General features: G+C 31.8%; 16 protein-coding genes. 13 read left to right on the top strand and 3 right to left on the bottom strand.

Annotated features, from left to right (window positions below; genetic code table 11):
• Nucleotides 1-34: 34 nt before the first annotated feature.
• On the top strand, nucleotides 35-3142 hold the full coding sequence (locus EI427_RS25090; RefSeq protein WP_126620251.1) for an efflux RND transporter permease subunit: 3108 nt from the start codon (nucleotides 35-37) through the stop codon (nucleotides 3140-3142).
• Between the two features lie 68 nt (nucleotides 3143-3210).
• On the opposite strand, the gene EI427_RS25085 is transcribed toward EI427_RS25090, so the two are convergent.
• A complete protein-coding gene (locus tag EI427_RS25085) occupies nucleotides 3211-3906 on the bottom strand; it encodes a hypothetical protein (protein ID WP_126620249.1) in 696 nt (231 codons plus the stop codon).
• Nucleotides 3907-4703: 797 nt separating this feature from the next.
• On the opposite strand from EI427_RS25085, the gene EI427_RS25080 reads away from it, so the two are divergent.
• The 6 genes from EI427_RS25080 (at nucleotide 4704) to EI427_RS25055 (ending at nucleotide 8760) form a co-directional block, all read left to right on the top strand.
• Nucleotides 4704-5918, top strand: a complete 1215-nt coding sequence (locus tag EI427_RS25080; protein WP_126620247.1) for a hypothetical protein — start codon at nucleotides 4704-4706, stop codon at nucleotides 5916-5918.
• Nucleotides 5919-5939: 21 nt separating this feature from the next.
• The gene (gene trxA, locus EI427_RS25075; protein ID WP_126620245.1) at nucleotides 5940-6299 is read left to right on the top strand and encodes a thioredoxin; all 360 of its coding nucleotides are present in this window, start codon (nucleotides 5940-5942) and stop codon (nucleotides 6297-6299) included.
• A 447-nt stretch (nucleotides 6300-6746) separates the two neighbouring features.
• Nucleotides 6747-6941 (top strand): hypothetical protein, encoded by a 195-nt coding sequence (locus EI427_RS25070; protein ID WP_126620243.1) that lies wholly within the window; start codon nucleotides 6747-6749, stop codon nucleotides 6939-6941.
• 170 nt (nucleotides 6942-7111) lie between these two features.
• Entirely contained in the window at nucleotides 7112-7339 is a 228-nt protein-coding gene (locus tag EI427_RS25065) for a hypothetical protein (RefSeq protein ID WP_126620241.1), read from the top strand.
• 102 nt (nucleotides 7340-7441) lie between these two features.
• Complete coding sequence (locus EI427_RS25060; protein WP_170178616.1) at nucleotides 7442-7951, top strand: hypothetical protein; 510 nt, start codon at nucleotides 7442-7444, stop codon at nucleotides 7949-7951.
• A 482-nt stretch (nucleotides 7952-8433) separates the two neighbouring features.
• Complete coding sequence (locus EI427_RS25055) at nucleotides 8434-8760, top strand: hypothetical protein (RefSeq protein ID WP_126620237.1); 327 nt, start codon at nucleotides 8434-8436, stop codon at nucleotides 8758-8760.
• Here EI427_RS25055 and EI427_RS25050 read toward each other — a convergent pair.
• On the bottom strand, nucleotides 8740-9945 hold the full coding sequence (locus tag EI427_RS25050) for a transposase (protein ID WP_126613266.1): 1206 nt from the start codon (nucleotides 9943-9945) through the stop codon (nucleotides 8740-8742). The two genes, EI427_RS25055 and EI427_RS25050, sit on opposite strands and share 21 nt — an antisense overlap.
• 131 nt (nucleotides 9946-10076) lie before the next feature.
• Between EI427_RS25050 and EI427_RS25045 the strand changes: the two genes are divergently transcribed.
• From EI427_RS25045 to EI427_RS25020, 6 genes are all read left to right on the top strand, one after another.
• On the top strand, nucleotides 10077-10358 hold the full coding sequence (locus EI427_RS25045) for a hypothetical protein (protein WP_126620235.1): 282 nt from the start codon (nucleotides 10077-10079) through the stop codon (nucleotides 10356-10358).
• Between the two features lie 102 nt (nucleotides 10359-10460).
• On the top strand, nucleotides 10461-10760 hold the full coding sequence (locus tag EI427_RS25040; RefSeq protein ID WP_126620233.1) for a hypothetical protein: 300 nt from the start codon (nucleotides 10461-10463) through the stop codon (nucleotides 10758-10760).
• A 345-nt stretch (nucleotides 10761-11105) separates the two neighbouring features.
• Nucleotides 11106-11435 carry a hypothetical protein gene (locus tag EI427_RS25035; RefSeq protein WP_126620229.1) on the top strand — a complete coding sequence of 110 codons (330 nt, stop codon included), beginning with the start codon at nucleotides 11106-11108 and terminating at the stop codon, nucleotides 11433-11435.
• A gap of 4 nt (nucleotides 11436-11439) precedes the next feature.
• A complete protein-coding gene (locus EI427_RS25030) occupies nucleotides 11440-12342 on the top strand; it encodes an Imm49 family immunity protein (protein WP_126620231.1) in 903 nt (300 codons plus the stop codon).
• A gap of 350 nt (nucleotides 12343-12692) precedes the next feature.
• Nucleotides 12693-13022, top strand: coding sequence for a hypothetical protein (locus EI427_RS25025; RefSeq protein WP_126620229.1), 330 nt, complete (start codon nucleotides 12693-12695; stop codon nucleotides 13020-13022).
• 4 nt (nucleotides 13023-13026) lie between these two features.
• The gene (locus tag EI427_RS25020) at nucleotides 13027-13929 is read left to right on the top strand and encodes an Imm49 family immunity protein (protein ID WP_126620227.1); all 903 of its coding nucleotides are present in this window, start codon (nucleotides 13027-13029) and stop codon (nucleotides 13927-13929) included.
• A 245-nt stretch (nucleotides 13930-14174) separates the two neighbouring features.
• Here the strand turns inward: EI427_RS25020 and cobN are convergent, their stop codons facing one another.
• On the bottom strand, nucleotides 14175-17921 hold the full coding sequence (gene cobN, locus EI427_RS25015) for a cobaltochelatase subunit CobN (protein WP_126620225.1): 3747 nt from the start codon (nucleotides 17919-17921) through the stop codon (nucleotides 14175-14177).
• Nucleotides 17922-17975: the final 54 nt, after the last annotated feature.

The raw sequence follows: 17975 nt of genomic DNA, 5'->3' as shown, positions 1-17975 counted from the left end.
CCATTTTCACTATTCATCTAAAATTGTCAGCACCATGATCTCTCGCTTTTTTATTAACCGACCAATATTTGCAGCAGTTCTTGCTATTTTTATTGTAATAGTTGGGGGCATATCAATGTCCATGCTACCAATATCGCAATATCCGCAAATTACTCCGCCAACAGTTACTGTTACAGGAATGTACCCGGGAGCAGATGCAACAACAATTGCTCAATCTGTGGGTTCTCCTTTAGAAGAGGCAATTAATGGAGTAGAAGGCATGATCTATATGTCGTCTACAAGTAATAATGACGGTATTTATTCGCTTACAATTACTTTTGAAGTTGGTACAGATGTAAATATTGCAACTGTATTAGTAGAGAATAAAGTATCGCAGGCATTACCACAATTACCTTCTATTGTACAGAAATTGGGTGTAACAACTCAAAAGAAGTCAACAAATATGGTAATTCTTGGGAGTATTTATGCAAAAGAGGGGGCTCACTTAGATTCTACTTTCTTAGCCAACTATGCTGATGCTTATATTGCAGATGAATTGAGAAGAATTGAAGGTGTAGGTGATGTTACAATTTTTGGAGTAGGAGATTATAGTATTCGTGTTTGGTTAAATCCAGATGCATTAGAAGATCATGGTATGTCTCCTTCTAATGTAGTAACGGCTATTCAAAATCAGAATCAAGAAACTTCTGCGGGGCACATAGGGCAGTCGCCTGGTTTACAGAAACAAGTTTCTACTTATGCTATTAATGTTTATCCGGGTAGATTAAAAGACGTTTCAGATTTTGAAAATATTATTGTAAGCACAACTCCAGAAGGAGGAACAGTTTACCTTAAAGATGTTGCAGAAATCAATTTAGGAAGTGAGAAATATACAATGTCTTTTAAATCTAAAGGGAAATTAGCTGGTGGTATCGGTGTGTATCAATTACCTAATTCTAATGCCTTGGATGTATCTAATGCTGTCAGAGCAAAATTAGATGAATTAAAAGAATCGTTTCCTGAAGGAATGGATTATCATATCACTATAGATACAACAGATTATGTAACAGCATCAATAGAAGAAGTAATTGAAACATTATTGATAGCCGTATTACTAGTTTTTGTAGTAATGTATATGTTCTTACAAAGCTGGAGAGCAACAATTATTCCTTCTGTAACTATTCCTGTTGCCTTAATAGGTGCTTTTGCAGCAATGGCTGCTTTTGGATTCTCGATTAATATTTTAACTCTTTTTGGTATTGTACTGGCCATTGGTATTGTTGTAGATGATGCAATTGTAGTAGTAGAAAATACAAGTAGATATTTAGAAGAAGGCTTATCGTCTAAAGAAGCGGCAATAAAAGCAATGCAAGAGGTAACTGGCCCTATTGTAGCAACAACATTAGTACTTATGTCTGTGTTTATTCCTGCAGCAATGATGTCTGGAATCACAGGAGAGTTATATAAACAATTTGCTTTAACTATTGCTTTCTCAACATTATTTAGTGCTTTAAATGCACTTACTTTAACCCCTGCATTGTGTTCTTTAATTTTAAGAAAAGAAGAACCTTCTAAATTCTTTGTGTTCGTTTATTTTAATAAAGGATATGATTATGTAACAGATAAATACCATAAGGGAGTAGCTTTTACATTACGTAAAATGTTTATTTTTATCTCTTTGTATTTACTTATTACAGGCTTGTCATTTGTTGGTTATTCTATATTGCCTTCCACTTTTATTCCGAACGAAGACCAAGGATATATGTTAGTTTCAGCACAGTTGCCAGATGCTTCTACATTAGCTAGAACAAACGAAGTGGCAACACAACTGGATAGTCTTTTTGGTACTGTAGATGGTGTTGATGATTGGATTTCTATTAATGGATATTCTATTATTGATGGTGCTACGGCATCAAATCAATTGACAATATTTATTCGATTTGAAGATTGGGATACACGCCTTAAAAAAGGGAGAAATTTACTGGTAATTTTAAATGAAATTAATGAAAAAGCGTATGCTATTGATGAAGCTGTCATCTTTTCTTTTGTTCCACCAGCTATTAATGGTTTAGGAGCATCGGGTGGTATACAATTAGTATTACAAGATAAGCAAGGTGATCAGTTTGATAGATTACAGAAATTCACAGAGAAGTTTTCTGCTAAGATTAAATCTTCTAAGGTTTTTAAAGGTGCAAACGCAACATTTAGAGCCAATATTCCGAATGTAACTTTGTTTGTAGATGCTCAAAAAGCAATGATGTATGATATTCCTTTAAATGAAATATATACAGCTTTAAATTCAGTAACGGGATCACAATATGTAAATGATTTCTCGAAATGGGGAAGAACATTCCAAGTGAATGTACAAGGTGAAAAAGAATATAGAAAAGTGCTCGCAGATGTTTATAAAATTAAGATTAAAAATGCAAAAGGGCAGTTGGTTTCTTTAGATAACATAGTAAGTTCTAATTATTCTTTCTCTCCTCAAATTGTGACAAGGTACAACATGTTTAATGCAAGTAATATTATTGCTCAAGTTGGTCCAATGTACAGTTCTGGAGCAGGTATTAAAGAGTTAAACAAGTGGGTGAAAGAAGACCTAGATATAACTATGGATGCTGAATGGACGGGTATGGCTTATCAAGAAATTAAAGCGGGGTCAAACACCATTTTTATCTTTGGTATGGCAATTCTATTAGTTTATTTGGTACTAGCGGCACAGTACGAATCTTGGTTAGATCCCTTTGCTGTAATCTTAGCTGTACCCATGGCAATATTTGGAGCAGTATTATTTGTAGCTTATAAAGGACAGTTAAATAGTATTTATATGCAGATTGGTGTAGTGTTACTAGTGGCGTTATCTTCTAAAAATGCAATTTTAATAGTTGAATTTGCTAGAGAAAACTTAACAAAAGGGTTGGCACTTAAAGAAGCAATTATAAATGCAGCAGTTTTAAGATTTAGACCGATATTGATGACGTCGTTCGCGTTTATTTTAGGAGTCTATCCATTAGTAATTGCAACTGGGGCAGGAGCAAACTCAAGACATGCACTTGGAGCAACAGTATTTGGAGGGATGTTATCCTCTACCTTATTGTCAATATTCTTTACACCAGTAATTTATTACGGACTTCATAGATTAAGTCAATTATTCAAAAAATAATAAAAAGCTGTCCATTACTTTTATGGGCAGCTTTGTTATTTTAAATGTAAATTAATTTTTGAATTGTATTAGAAAATAAATTTCACACCAGAATAAATTAAATAGCAATTATTAGCTAGGTCATATTCAGGTTCGCAATAAATATAAGCTGTAAATGTTTTAGATTTTACTGTTCTACCTAGACCAACACCTACAGGAATTTCATTTACGCCTGTTTGCGTATTAAATAGCATTCTAGGGTGCGATCTTACTTCCCAAAGGCCATTATTAGTAAATTTATAATAAACACCATATTGAGCTTCTATTGTACCATTAAATTGGTACGTTAAAAGTTCTACAAATTTCCATTTTTTAGACAATTGTACCCCTACAAAGTTTACCCCTGCAGTAACACCGTTTGCTGCAGAATGAGAAACAACAGCACCAAAACCAGTTTGTATTTTCCAATCTTCATTGTTTTTGCCAAACTCAATAAGTCTAGAAACCATAAAACTAGAAGAACCGTAACTAACATCTGCATCGTAAGGTTTAGTGTAATCTACAGCCGCTCTAATAAACCATTTTGAGGTAGTGTAATTTACTATATTTTGCATTTGAACTTGGTTAGGTTTAAATCTACCAATCTGATAAACATTTAAACCTTTACTTAAAGGGTTACTTGCATCTACCATTTCTTCAACATTTTCTACGGTAGTAGTGTCTTGAGCATTTGCAAAATTTAAGCTTAATACGATAAATAATAATGGGAGTATAAAGTTTTTCATTTCTATATATTTTTGTTTTTCTTATTTTGATATATACAAATGTATTTTATTTATGTTTGATATTAAACAAATAAAAATTATAAACTATAACAAAAAGTTATAACAGACCATTTTTTTCTTTAAAACCTCATCTACAAATAGCTTAGTCACTCTTAACCACGAAAATAAAAAGCTACTCTAAAGTACTCCTAACTATCCATTATTTACTCCTAAAGGTTATAATAATAGAAAGTTAGATGATGATCAAGTAGGGTTGAAGGCTGATAAAGAAACAATTACCAAAGCTGCTTCAAAAGCAAAGGCTAGAGCAATAATACTGCAGATGTTACAAATCCTCTAACCGTCCTAATTCATTAAATAATATCTATGATAAAATTGTAAATGGAGATATAGATGAGTTAATTGCTATTTATAAAAACGATCCACATTTGAATGCAGGTTTAAACAAATTTAAGGAAAGTAGTACAGTGGTTTCAAAGGCAGAAGTGAAGAAACTTTTGAAGGTTATCATGCACATCATATTATCCCTGCTAATTTACTGTGGTCTAAAACTGTCGATAAGAAAGATAATATTTTTATTCAAATACTTGATGGGTGCACCTTTTGAAGACCCTCCGAAACCTAAACCAAAATATGTACAAGGGGATTTATTTTAATACTGAATGATTTTATAGACTGATAATAGCTGAAACGTGCATTTTTTTGGAATTTGAAAACGTTTAGGACACTATTGATAAATTGATAGAAAAATATTACATTTAAATATAATATATTTTTTAGCTAATACTTTTTTTCTAATGAAATTACTTTCAAACAAACTATTATTAATCTTTGTCATCTCTGCAACATTATTTGCATGTGAAGAAGAAAAGGTAGTACCACAAATTGAGATCGAAGAAGAAATTGAAGAAGAAGAAGAGGAGCCTCAGAAATCTCTTTTTAACACACAAACTTTCTCACTGTCCTTCAATAAAATAATGCGAGGATGCTTTGGAGGAAATTATGTGCTTACTTCTGAAATGGATAGTAATAAACTGTTGACGACTTCTGCTTCGGTGCCTCATCTCGGAAAGTTCGGTGAAAACATAATCTCATTTGAACATATAACGGATGAATATGATTCAGTTTTATCAACAAATGTGACTTTTAATGAAACAGGATATAGTTTAGCTTTAACCTATGAGTTTAATGATTTATCCCACAAGATTTCTTTCATTAATTCATCTACGGATATCATTCAAACTTCAAAATATCGATATAGTCATGATCCATTCAACCGTATTTTATATGAAACACATGGAGGAAAATTTTCATTGACATTTTACAATGAAAGAGGTCAGGCAGTGGCATTAAGTATTGATAGATTTGAGGAAGATTATCCAATTCCGTATGATGGTTATGTTTCACATAATGGACAAAACAATGTCTCTGTAGTTGAAATCCCCGGAGAGTATGGTTACAGATATGACTATACTTATGATAATCAAGAAAGGTTTAGTGAAATTAAATATGTACCTCAGAGTTCTAGTAGAAAAAGTTACGTCAAAAGATTTGAGTATTTTGATGATCATTTTGTCGTCAATGTAAGTTCAGATGTAACATCTACTGAAAAGGGAGACTATGATCTTTATTACGGGGAAAAGAAGAAACTTTTAAAAAGTAGATTTCATCAAGATAACTATTATGTCGACACAAATTTTTCTCTTGATACTACCGAATTATACATTTTTGGGAAAGAACACTTATTCTATAACAGAGTAGAAGATGGTGATGGCGAACTATTTTTAATCTTGCGAAGAACCGTCACTGATGTATACGTGCAGAACAGTGATGTAGAGTTTAATATATACGATGGAGATGAAGCGTATTTAGGTCAGGTGAGTTTCTTTAATGATATTTTCGTAGATAGCGATGGTATGGAACACTCAGAATTACCATCGTATTTGGAAGAACTATCATTTACATATGGCGTAACAGAGTATAATAGTATATCTTCACATATTCCTTTTTAATAGAAGTATCGGAAAAAGATTATGGGAGTAAAGAATTTAACACTGGAACAATTTAAGGCACAGATTTTTGACTACACAGAAAGTCAGGATTGGAAATATAAAGGTGATAAGCCTGCTTTGATAGATTTCTATGCAGATTGGTGTGGCCCATGTAAGATGGTTGCTCCGATTTTAGAAGAATTATCAGAAGAGTATGATGATAAAATTGACATCTACAAAGTAGACACAGAAGCAGAACATGAACTTTCTGCAATGTTTAGCATCAGAAGTATCCCATCATTGTTATTTATTCCGATGGAAGGTATTCCTAAGATGCAGGCCGGAGCGCTTCAAAAAATGGATCTAAAAAGAGCCTTTGAAGCTGAATTTGGTGTACAGTAGTTCAAGTAAAAAAAAGTGAGTCATCTCTTCACGAGATGACTCACTTTTTATCATACTTTATGAAGTAACTTTTAATGTTTTGGTCCTCCAAAAACTTAATCACAACCATTTTCGAAGTAAAATAAAAATATCCCCCTTTTGAGTGATTTTAATTGTACTCTACTTTATAATTTTCTGATAATCCACCACATCTAATATTTTCCCGAATTTCTCCTCACTGTTCGTAATGTTAAGCGACAGCGTCATTACGAACTCACCTATTGTGAAAGTTTGTAACTTATCACAACATCAAAAACTAAAAACATAGTATACATTTTATTTCAACATCCTTTTAATTTTGAGGATCCATCCAACTTTGGAATCAATTTTGAAATACAGAAATCGTGAGTTACAAACTCACACAATTTTCTAGTTCTGAGTGACGCCTTCGGCTTAACACCCGGAACAGTGGGGGGAGCATCAGCAGGACTTGTAGTTGTAGGTGGAGATGTAGCTTTACATTGTGGAATTGCATATGATTCAAAAGATAATATATTAATATATTCATCAGGAGAATTTTTTGTTGATTTCCTATCTACTCGAAATGAACTATTTAAGAAATTTACAGCGTACGGAAATTTAGCAACAAGTGAAACTGTATAGGAGATGATTTAGACTTTCTTGATATAGAAGGTGCTTTAATTTGGGATGGAAATGTAAATGATTATTTGAATACTACTGATTTGACTGTCGATCTGTTGTTGTTTTCTATTTCCCTATCATATGAAGGTGAAAAACGTTGGGGGTGAGAGTTGATTTCAACTGCTAAAGGCATGAAAATTTCTGGTTCAATTGGAGTAGGTATAGCTTATAGTTGGAGTAAAACTGATATATTGAGATATATTATTATTAATCAAGATGAGCTATCCGTAATATATCATTTAATGATAAATAATATGAGTATTAACATGAATAGTAGAATTGAAATGATAGAAGATACATCATCAGGTTATTACCGATTATTTTTAGAAGGAGTTGATAAAAAAACGGAATTTAATTAAGGTAGATACAGGTATTGATTTTCAAAGAAAAGTAGAGAATATTATTGGGTTTGGATATAATTCAATTAGTAGTGAATTGAACTAATTCTAGCAAAGGAGCTTATGTTAAATAAATTTATCAGAAGGGATGCAGTTATCAGTATAAAAGGGACTTTTTATTTTGTTATTTTTTCACCCGTTTTACTAATTCCTATGTTTTTGTATGTAGAATATTTTGACAAGAGATCAATATCTGTGAAAGAGAAAGTATTGAATAGAGAGTTTCATTTAGATGAAAGCTTCAAAAAGATTGTCTATTATAAAATTGGCGGACTTAACAAATCAGAAAGTATAGATAGGAATTGGAGAAAGCCACACAAATTACAAAGTGACGAACCTCAATATTATGGTCATTTAGAATATTCTTATCAAGTTATTGCTGATGGTAACGAATGTAGAATAGTAATAAATGCAGTAATACATAAAAATAAATGGTACCTAATGGACTTATTTGTTTATAAAACACCACATCGTTTTATTCCATTATTATTGTCGAAAGGTGAATTGATTCTTCATGATAAATATGATACATTAGAAGGTTCTAAAAATTATATTATTGATTGTCCTCTTTAAGTCTGCTTTTCAGATATAACTTTATTGAAAAATACAGCCGAAATAGTTTTGATGAAGAAGGGGTTTTGGTGCATAATGCTAGTGCGTTAGCATCCAACATAAGTAATAAATTAGCTCATCTAAATTTATCTGAAGTGCAAAGAAAAATATTTACAAATGAATTTTCTGATCCTAATTAAAGTAAACATAAAGATCAATTAGATAACTTAACAGAAGGAGCAGACGCAGCGAACATTCGTTCTAAAGTTGTTAAAGAGTTTAATGAACAATTAGGGCAAACGGCCAGTAGTATAGATGAATTAACAGGCAGACTTTCTAAAATAGATAACCAAGGCTCAAGAGGAGCGATTTATGAATCCTATGTAGCCACCAAGAAGAATTTATCAACTACAGGTGTTGCACATCCACAGATAGATTTTCCTGCGTTTAGTAAAAAGCGTATTCCAGATGGTATTTTTCATGTAGATGCTCAAGGTAAATTAGTGATTTATGATGTAAAATCAGGATATGTCAATGGTCAAATTGATGTTGAGCAGTTGGAGGATTATGCGAAGATGATTAAAATACTTTCTTCTAAAGGTGAAGAAGCTGATCTTTTAAAGCAAATTTTAAAAGAAAAAGGCATAAATATGAGTGGTTTTAGAGGTAAGGTAGAAGTTCAGTATATTGTAATGCCGGGGAAAACGAATCAAGTTGATCAAGCGGTAAAAGCTATTGAGAAGAAGAAAAATACATTTTTATTAAATGATGATAACTTATCTCAATACTTCGGTAAAATAATATATTTTTCAAGCAGCAATTTGACCTAATTTTCGAATCATCTCAAATTGCTGTTTATTTTTTTCAACATCTACATCAATTCGAAATACACTAAAAATCTTTTTTAGTATTAACTCATTGAAATAGAGTGTTTTTATGTTAGCCATTGAAAAGGGTCCTCTTTCCTTTTTTTCTTGATTGATCCAATGAAAAGCCTTAGCAATTGAGACAGAAGTAAGTGCCATATTAGTATGAAAATGAATTTTATTTTTACTTATTCCTTGACAACCTGTAAGACTTGTATGCTGTTTTGCATCTCGAAAAAGAAATTCTATGTGAAAACGTAATCTGTAATAATTGAAAATTTGGAAGGCCTCTTGATTTAGATCTGTTGAAAAGAATATTTTTTGCTTGAGCTTTTGATTTTTAAATTGAACAAGTGCAATCATTACTTCTCTTTTTAAAGCAACGCTATAAATTTTTGCAGAGTACAAATAATATAAGTCTGTATCATCTTCTAACTGAAAAATATCGAGATCAATATTTTTCCAGTCTACTTTTCCGTTGAATTTTTTAGGTCTACCGCGTTTTCCTGTTTTTGGTCCTTCAAATAAATACCTTGCATTCATATCACCTCTAAATCGACTAAGTACAGTAAAGCCAGCCTCATCTAATGGTCGAACAAACTTTTCTTTTGCAAAATAAGCATCAGCTACAACATACTTAGAATGCGTCAATAATTGCTCTTTATGTGTAAGCAAAGTGGATGCATAATGGTCAACTAAACTCATGCCTTTCTCCTTTAATTCTGTAATTGAAGGCGTTTGGATTGCATCATAATGAAAGGCATTACGACTTTCTACATCAACAATTCCAATACCTGATAAATCCAATCCTTTTTGAGCTTTACCAGCACATCCGGACCAATATTTCCCTAAACCATAGGTTTTCTTACCACTTTTACTGAGGTAAACAGGATCGAAAGCTATTATTTTTTCATCACCACAATGTTCATTGATCAAATGATGATTAAATTCTGAAAAAGAAAAACCTGATTCGAAATTATTTCGGTAAGTTTTTTCACTATATGAACCATACCTTGATAACTGAAGAAAATTAATTTTCCCCTTGATACTCAAGAAGAGTATAAAACATTCTGTTAAAAAGTTGACTTTACTTTTTCTTAAGTCAGACATTTTTGATAATATTGGTCCTATGAAAGCTCTGCTTTCCATAATTAGCTGTTTTTTGTTGGTAGGACTTCAAAAATACAGCTTTTTATGTTTTATAGGGATTTTGAAAAAATTACCGAAGTATTGTTATCTGATTATGTTAATAAAATAATTGTGACAAAACAGATTTAATTATGAATAAGATTTTATTAAATTTTGAGAGGAAAACTAGTAGTATTATTATGATAATTAATTTATTAAAAAAAAGTAAAATATTTAGTTACAAAACTATTCATATAACAGATATGTCAGCTGTTGAAGAAATAGAATGTTTTGATAATATTGAAGATTTATTAAATGAAACTATTATTTCTACATATTTTCAAATCATAGATATATCAATTCGTTTCGACTTAGGTAAAAATAGTATGACGATAAGAAGTAATAAAATCTCTCAATTAGTATTTAGAGATTGAACAACAAACGAAGAAGAATTACAATTTACTGATTACGACACCTTTTTCTTCAACCTTTACAAATCCCTTCCCAATGGTTTAGGGTATGTTAGTTGGGTGGATGTGGGGAATTTATATGATTTTGATGAAAAACATGATTTAGATAAATATAAAGTATATTCTGATTTTTCTTATTTGGAATCATATTTCTATCATTGTGTAAGTATACCTTCTAAATATGAAAAGCATCACACCAAAGCTCAACTCCTCAATTGCCCTTTCATCAAAGTAGAAGAATGGGAAGATGGCAGTATAGAAATGCTCCATTATAACAATCCGTTAGATATTGAATCCGATGAAAATATAGAGCAGATCAGAAAGGTAAGGAAGTATTTAAGCGAAAATAATTTGTATAGTGAATAAAAAACAAGCCAACATACAAAAACTAGGTTGGCTTGTTGCTTCTATAAAGTTGTAGCTTACTGCTGTATGTTTTTTACTTCTTCAATGCTTAGAAAAACTAAGTAATTCATCAACCCAATTACATAAACACCTTTAAGTTGATATTTCTAATCTGTCTCTCTTTCTGCTTGACATGGATGATTTTTTTTATGAAAATGCATAATTAAAAGATGAATATCAAGGTTTATTTATCACTGATATATTGTGAAATTATTGACTAATTGGTGTATTTATTGTGATATATTCTATTTGACGCTTAATATATAGAACAGTGGGGTGCTAGGCTACACCAAATTAGACCATCAAGTGGGAGGTGGAAAAACAGGACAATTTGATCGTATCTATTATAATGAAGGTACAGGTGAAGTTGTTTTGGTAGAATGTAAAGGAGGTAGTGCTGGCTTAGGACAAAGAAACTTAGGTAAGGTTGCAGAGGATGATAATAAAATTCAAGTAGCGCAACAAGGAACGGAACAATATAGAGATGATCTTCTTAGTAAAATTCCTGAAAAGAGTGATCTTTCAAATAAAATTAAAGAGGCTTTACTAGACGAAAATTTAAACTATATACTTTTTAAACAAAAGTTGAAAGATGATGGAAGTCTCGGTGATTTATTAATTAAAAATTTTGAATAAAATTATGCTTATTAATCGTTTATCTCCATCAAATTTTTCTGATTTTAATTGGAATGATGAATTAGAACTACAAAAATATGTATTACGTTATGAAAAAATAATCGAAAATAAGGACAATATTCAAAAAAAGAATTTTGGAGCTTTTTCGAAATTTATTTTTAGTAACGCTTTACATTCATTAGTCTACACAAACAACAGAAAAATAATCCTAGATTTTCTTTATATGTCTCTTCAATTCGGAAAAGCTCACTTAGAGTTTTTATCCAAAGGAGAGGAGGTTTCAGAAGTTACATTAGGGAAATATAAAGTGAAGTTAAAAGGTTCAAAAGAGAAATTTGACTCTTATCATTTTAAAAACTTAATGTTGATTGCTTATTTATTTAGGGATGAATCATCCATGGTTGAATTGAGAAGTTATTTGGGGAAAGATTTATTTCATATATATGGAGAAGCAGGACAGTTAAAACTAGATTACCAGATGCTTCGTTATACTGCTGAAGATAAATTACGAAGGTATAAGTTAGCAGGTTTAAAGGAGATTGAATATCAAGGAATAGCACACTATATTGCTTTAGACCCTAAAGAATCTGGAACAATATTGATGAAAGAAAATGCAAAAAGATTTCAGATGTTTGCAGAGCCCAAATATGATTTACATGAACTAATGATCTCTCAAACCGAGAGAGAGTTTAATGAAGCTTTCAAGGTAATGTTTCCAAAATATATAGAAGCTATAAAAAGTGTGGAGGATCTAAAAGATAATTCTAACTTTTGGATAATTTGGGATCTATTCCTTACATGTTGCCTAGCCCATGAAAAAGGATGGGAAATTGAATTAGAATCAGATTATTTTCCTTCATGGTTATACAAGCGAGAATTTGAAATCCCTACCGATTTTCCTACTTAAAATACCTAATAAGCCAACCTACAAAAACTAGGTTGGCTTGTTGCTTCTATAAAGTTGTAGCTTACTGCTGTATATTTTTTACTTCTTCAATGCTTAGAAAAACTATGTAATTCATCAACCCAATTACATAAACACCTTTAAGTTGATATCTCTAATCTGTCTCTCTTTCTGCTTGACATGGATGATTTTTTTTATGAAAATGCATAATTAAAAGATGAATATCAAGGTTTATTTATCACTGATATATTGTGAAATTATTGACTAATTGGTGTATTTATTGTGATATATTCTATTTGACGCTTAATATATAGAACAGTGGGGTGCTAGGCTACACCAAATTAGACCATCAAGTGGGAGGAGGAAAAACAGGACAATTTGATCGTATCTATTATAATGAAGGTACAGGTGAAGTTGTTTTGGTAGAATGTAAAGGGGGTAGTGCTGGCTTAGGACAAAGAAACTTAGGTAAGGTTGCAGAGGATGATAATAAAATTCAAGTAGCGCAACAAGGAACGGAACAATATAGAGATGATCTTCTTAGTAAAATTCCTGAAAAGAGTGATCTTTCAAATAAAATTAAAGAGGCTTTACTAGACGAAAATTTAAACTATATACTTTTTAAACAAAAGTTGAAAGATGATGGAAGTCTCGGTGATTTATTAATTAAAAATTTTGAATAAAATTATGCTTATTAATCGTTTATCTCCATCAAATTTTTCTGATTTTAATTGGAATGATGAATTAGAACTACAAAAATATGTATTACGTTATGAAAAAATAATCGAAAATAAGGACAATATTCAAAAAAAGAATTTTGGAGCTTTTTCGAAATTTATTTTTAGTAACGCTTTACATTCATTAGTCTACACAAACAACAGAAAAATAATCCTAGATTTTCTTTACATGTCTCTTCAATTCGGAAAAGCTCACTTAGAGTTTTTATCCAAAGGAGAGGAGGTTTCAGAAGTTACATTAGGGAAATATAAAGTGAAGTTAAAAGGTTCAAAAGAAAAATTTAGTACAACTCATTTTAAATACTTGATGATAATATCCTATTTATTTAAGGATGAAAAATCTATGGGTGAATTGAGAGGTTATTTGGGGAAAGATTTATTTCATGTCTACGGTGAAGCAGGACAATTAAGCCTTGATTATCATATGCTTCGTTTCACGAAAGAAGATCTAGAAAGAAGAAATAAATTAGCAGAATTAAAAGAAATAGAATCACAAGGCATAGCTCACTACATTGCTTTAGACCCCAAAGAATCTGGAACAATATTAATGAAAGAAAATGCGAAAAGATTTCAGATGTTTGCTGCCTCCAAATATGATTTACATGAGATAATGGTTTCACAAACCGAAAAAGAATTTAATGAAGCTTTTAAAGTAATGTTTCCAAAATATGTGGAAGCCATTAAAAATGTAGAAGAAACTAAGGATAACTCCAACTTTTGGGTTATTTGGGATATTGTCTATACCTGTTGCTTAGCCCATGAAAAAGGCTGGGAAATTGACATAGCATCAGACTATTTTCCTTCCTGGTTATACAAGCGAGAATTTGAAATTCCTACAGATTTTCCTGCTTAAAATACCTAATAAGCCAACCTACAAAAACTAGGTTGGCTTGTTGCTGTATATATTTTACTTCTTCAATGCTCAAATCTGCACTATCTGGTCAAATTGAGCTTTAGTAAATTTTTAGCCGTTTCAATCATAGCAGAATATTCTGAAATTATAAAGAGCTTCATGTGTGCTTTGTTCCGTTATCGGCTTAGAAGATTTTGGTAATTCGAGGTACTCAAAAGTCTTTTTTAGAGTCGTACAATAAATGGTTACTCTAAATTCCCCTCTGCGGTAAGATAAATACTTTCTAGTGTGTCTTTTGTTTTTTTAGTTGGAGATTTCCACATTCCTCTTTGAATTGCTTCTAACATTCTTTCCGACATATCTTTTACAGCCCAAGGGTTGTGCTGTTCTAAGAATTGGAGATTCTCCGAATTAAAAAGGTATTCTTCTGTAATTCCTTCATACATAAAATCTTCAATAAGATTTGTTGTGGCATCATAAGCAAAAAGATAATCCATAGTTGCAGCCATTTCAAAAGCCCCTTTATATCCATGGTCTCTCATTCCATTCATCCATTTAGGGTTAATTACTCTTGAACGGTAGACCTTTAAAAGCTCTTCTTTAAGCGATTTTATTCTTGGTTTATCAGGTCTAGAATGGTCTCCAAAATAAGTAGTTGGAGCTTCTCCTTTTACCATAGTTACTGCAGCGGTCATTCCTCCTTGAAACTGATAATAATCGTCAGAATCAAGTAAATCATGTTCCCTATTGTCTTGATTTTGAATAACAACTTCAACCTCTGAAAGTCTTTTCTTAAACGATTCATGTGCTGATTTTCCTTCATTCTTACTGCCTGAGTATGCATACCCCCCCCAGTTGATAAAAACATTAGCAAGGTCTTCTTGGGTTGTCCAATTTTTTTCATCAATTAACCCTTGCAAACCAGCTCCATAAGCACCAGGTTTAGCACCAAATACTCTGTAAAGTGCTCTTTGGTGCGCAGTAATATTGTCTAAACCTTTACTTTTCCATTCTTCTTTTTCCTTTTCAACTCTTGCTCTAATAGGGTTCTGATCAAACGGTTCGTCTAATGCGGCTACCTTTTCAATGGCTGTGTTAAACAATGAGATAACATCTGGAAAAGCATCTCTAAAAAAACCTGAAATACGTAATAACACATCAACACGAGGTCTTTTTAACGTAATAAGAGGTATAATTTCAAAGTCTTTTACTCTTCTATTTACTCCTTGCCAAATAGGTTGTACACCCAATAGAGCAAGTGCCTGTGCAATATCATCACCGCCAGTTCTCATGGTAGAAGTACCCCAAACAGAGATTGCAACAGTAGCTGGAAATTGCCCTTCTTCTTGTAAATACCGATCAATAATATTTTGAGCACTCTTACTACCTAAATCATAAGCAGACGGAGAAGGAATGGTACGTGTATCTACAGAATAAAAATTTCTACCTGTAGGTAAAATATCTAAACGCCCTCTTGTAGGTGCACCAGATCCACCGGCAGGAATGTAAGCACCGTTTAAACCATTAATAAGGTTTGTTATTTCTTGTGTAGTTTTTTCTAAAGTAGGTAAGGTATGTTTTAGTATAGTATTAATGCTGTTTTTTGTTTCGTTACCTATTTTTCCAATAATTGGTTTTTTATAAACTAAAGAAGTAATAATAGTCTTTGCTCTATTTTCTAATACTTCAATTACTTGACCAAGAGATCTACAGGGGCTTCCAAAAAGCAGTGTTTTAAATTCCGTTTCATAGTTTGTATCAAGAACATCAATGTTGAGTTGTAAATCAAGTGCTAAGGATTGTAATATACTCTTATAATTTCCTTGTGGTAAACGATGTAATGCAACAATCAAATCCACTAATTTTTCTTCTTGAGGTAAGCAGCCAAATATGTGTAATCCCCCTCTAATTTGAGCTTCTTTCAATTCACATAAGTACCCATCAATTACTTCTAAAAGTGCATCAATATCTTTTCCATCATCATTTAAATCAGTTTTTAAATGTGTCTCGTTTACTAATTTTTCAATTTTTATTTTGATAAGATTTGCCCTTTTAGGATCAAGTAAAGCAGATTCATAGTACTCATCAATTAAAAGTTCTAATTGCAATAATTCACCATAGTTTTCAGCCCTTGTCATTGGCGGAATTAAATGATCTAGAATGATAGCATGGTTTCTTCTTTTGGCTTGCGTTCCTTCTCCCGGATCATTAATAATAAAAGGATAAAAATGAGGAACTGCTCCTAAAATAGCTTCTGGAAAACAACTTTCTTTAGACAATGCAACACCTTTACCGGGTAACCATTCTAAATTTCCATGTTTTCCAACATGTATAATTGCATCAGCTTTAAAAACTTGTTGCACCCAAATATAGTAGGCTAAATAAGCGTACGTTGGAGGTAAATCTGGAGAGTGATATGTTGCTTGTAGGTCTAAATTGTATCCTCGATTGGGTTGAATACTAAGAAAAATAGCACCAAGTTTTTTACCGGGAATTAAGAAATGTCCATTTCTATAATTAGGAGATGTAGAAGGATGACCCCATTGTTGTTCAATCTTTGTTCTAAGTGTTTCAGAAAGTTGATTGTAATGATAATAAAATACTTCTTCTTTAATTTTTATCTCAGCATTTTTGTAAGAAAGTGATGTGAGATCATTTGTTACATTTTCAGTCAGACTTTCTATTAATTCTTCTGTAGTTGTAGGAATTGTTTGTGTTAAGGAGTAGTTGTCTTCTTTTAAGGCATTAAGAATTTGCAAAGTACTTGCCGGAGTATCTAAACCAACACCATTGGCAAGCCGACTGTTTTTACTAGGGTAGTTTGGTAGAATTACGGCAATATTTTTCTCCTTATTTTCTTTTGTATTCAATTTATTCCAAGCCTCTGTATGGTTGGCTATAAAATTACACCCTTCTACATGTGGTACGTAACAAACTATTTCAGAATCTGTTAACTCGTCTTTTTCTTGTGCTTCTTTAAAAGAAATCACATTGCCAATAATTTTCCCGTCTACTTCTGGTAAAGCGATATTCATGGCAATATCTGTAGGGGGTAATCCAAATGTACCCTCGTGCCAAACTTGTTTGCTACAACTGGCTTGAATGGCTTGAATTACGGGTACATTTACTACCTCGAATAAGCTTTTTTCTTCTGTTTCTTTAAAACCTTGTAACGAAAAACCTGTAGTATTTATAATAACTTTAGGTGTGGCTATTTTATATAATTCAAGTAAGTTAGTAATACGTTGTTGAATATCAGTTTCTCTATAAGTTAAGGCCATTAAAGTGATGGCTGTAATTCCCTTTTTTTCTAAGGCTCTTGAAACTTCTAAAATAGGGGCTAAATTATCTGCTAAGTAATTACTTCTATAAGCAAAAATTAAAGCTGTAGGAAGGTTACTTTTCTTCCAATTGTTATCAATAATTCCTTGCGTATGATGGTATAAAAAGACATCATCAATGGCTTTTTTTTCTTTTATTAAAAATGGATATTGAAATGCTTCTTTTACAATTAATTTAAATGCTTCTGCTGTATTTTGTTTTCCTCCTGCAACAAAATATTCCCATATTTTATTTACTACAGGTAAAGGTAAAGTAGACAATTGCATTAACTCTAAATCTGGTTGATTATCGCCTGGTAAAAAGAGTAATGTAATACTATTCTCAGCAGCAAAAGAAGAAATAGCTTCGCATAAATAAGAAAAATAAGCAGTACCTCCAAGTAGTTTTAATACAACAACTTTTGCTTTACTTACAACTTCTTCTAAGTAGGTGTCTATGGTAAGTTCTTGCTTAAAATAAGTAAGATTTGCTAACCGTAAACTTGGAATATCTTTAAACTCCTTGTGTATTTCTTTATACACTTTATTGAGAGTGAATAGTTCTGTGTCTGCTGCAGAAAGAAATAAGATATCTCCGGCAGATTGTTGAATATGAAAGACCCCTTCATCGTTAGGGTTCCATCCTCCTGGAAGTGTTGAAATTAAATGCATTGCAAAAAAGAAGTTGTTTAAACAGCCCTTGATCTAAAGAACAAAGGCTGCTTT

Origin of the sequence: Flammeovirga pectinis (genome assembly GCF_003970675.1) — a bacterium.
GTDB classification, from domain to species: domain Bacteria; phylum Bacteroidota; class Bacteroidia; order Cytophagales; family Flammeovirgaceae; genus Flammeovirga; species Flammeovirga pectinis.
Note: the sequence above shows the minus strand (reverse complement) of the source record. Positions and strands in the feature narration are given on the sequence as shown.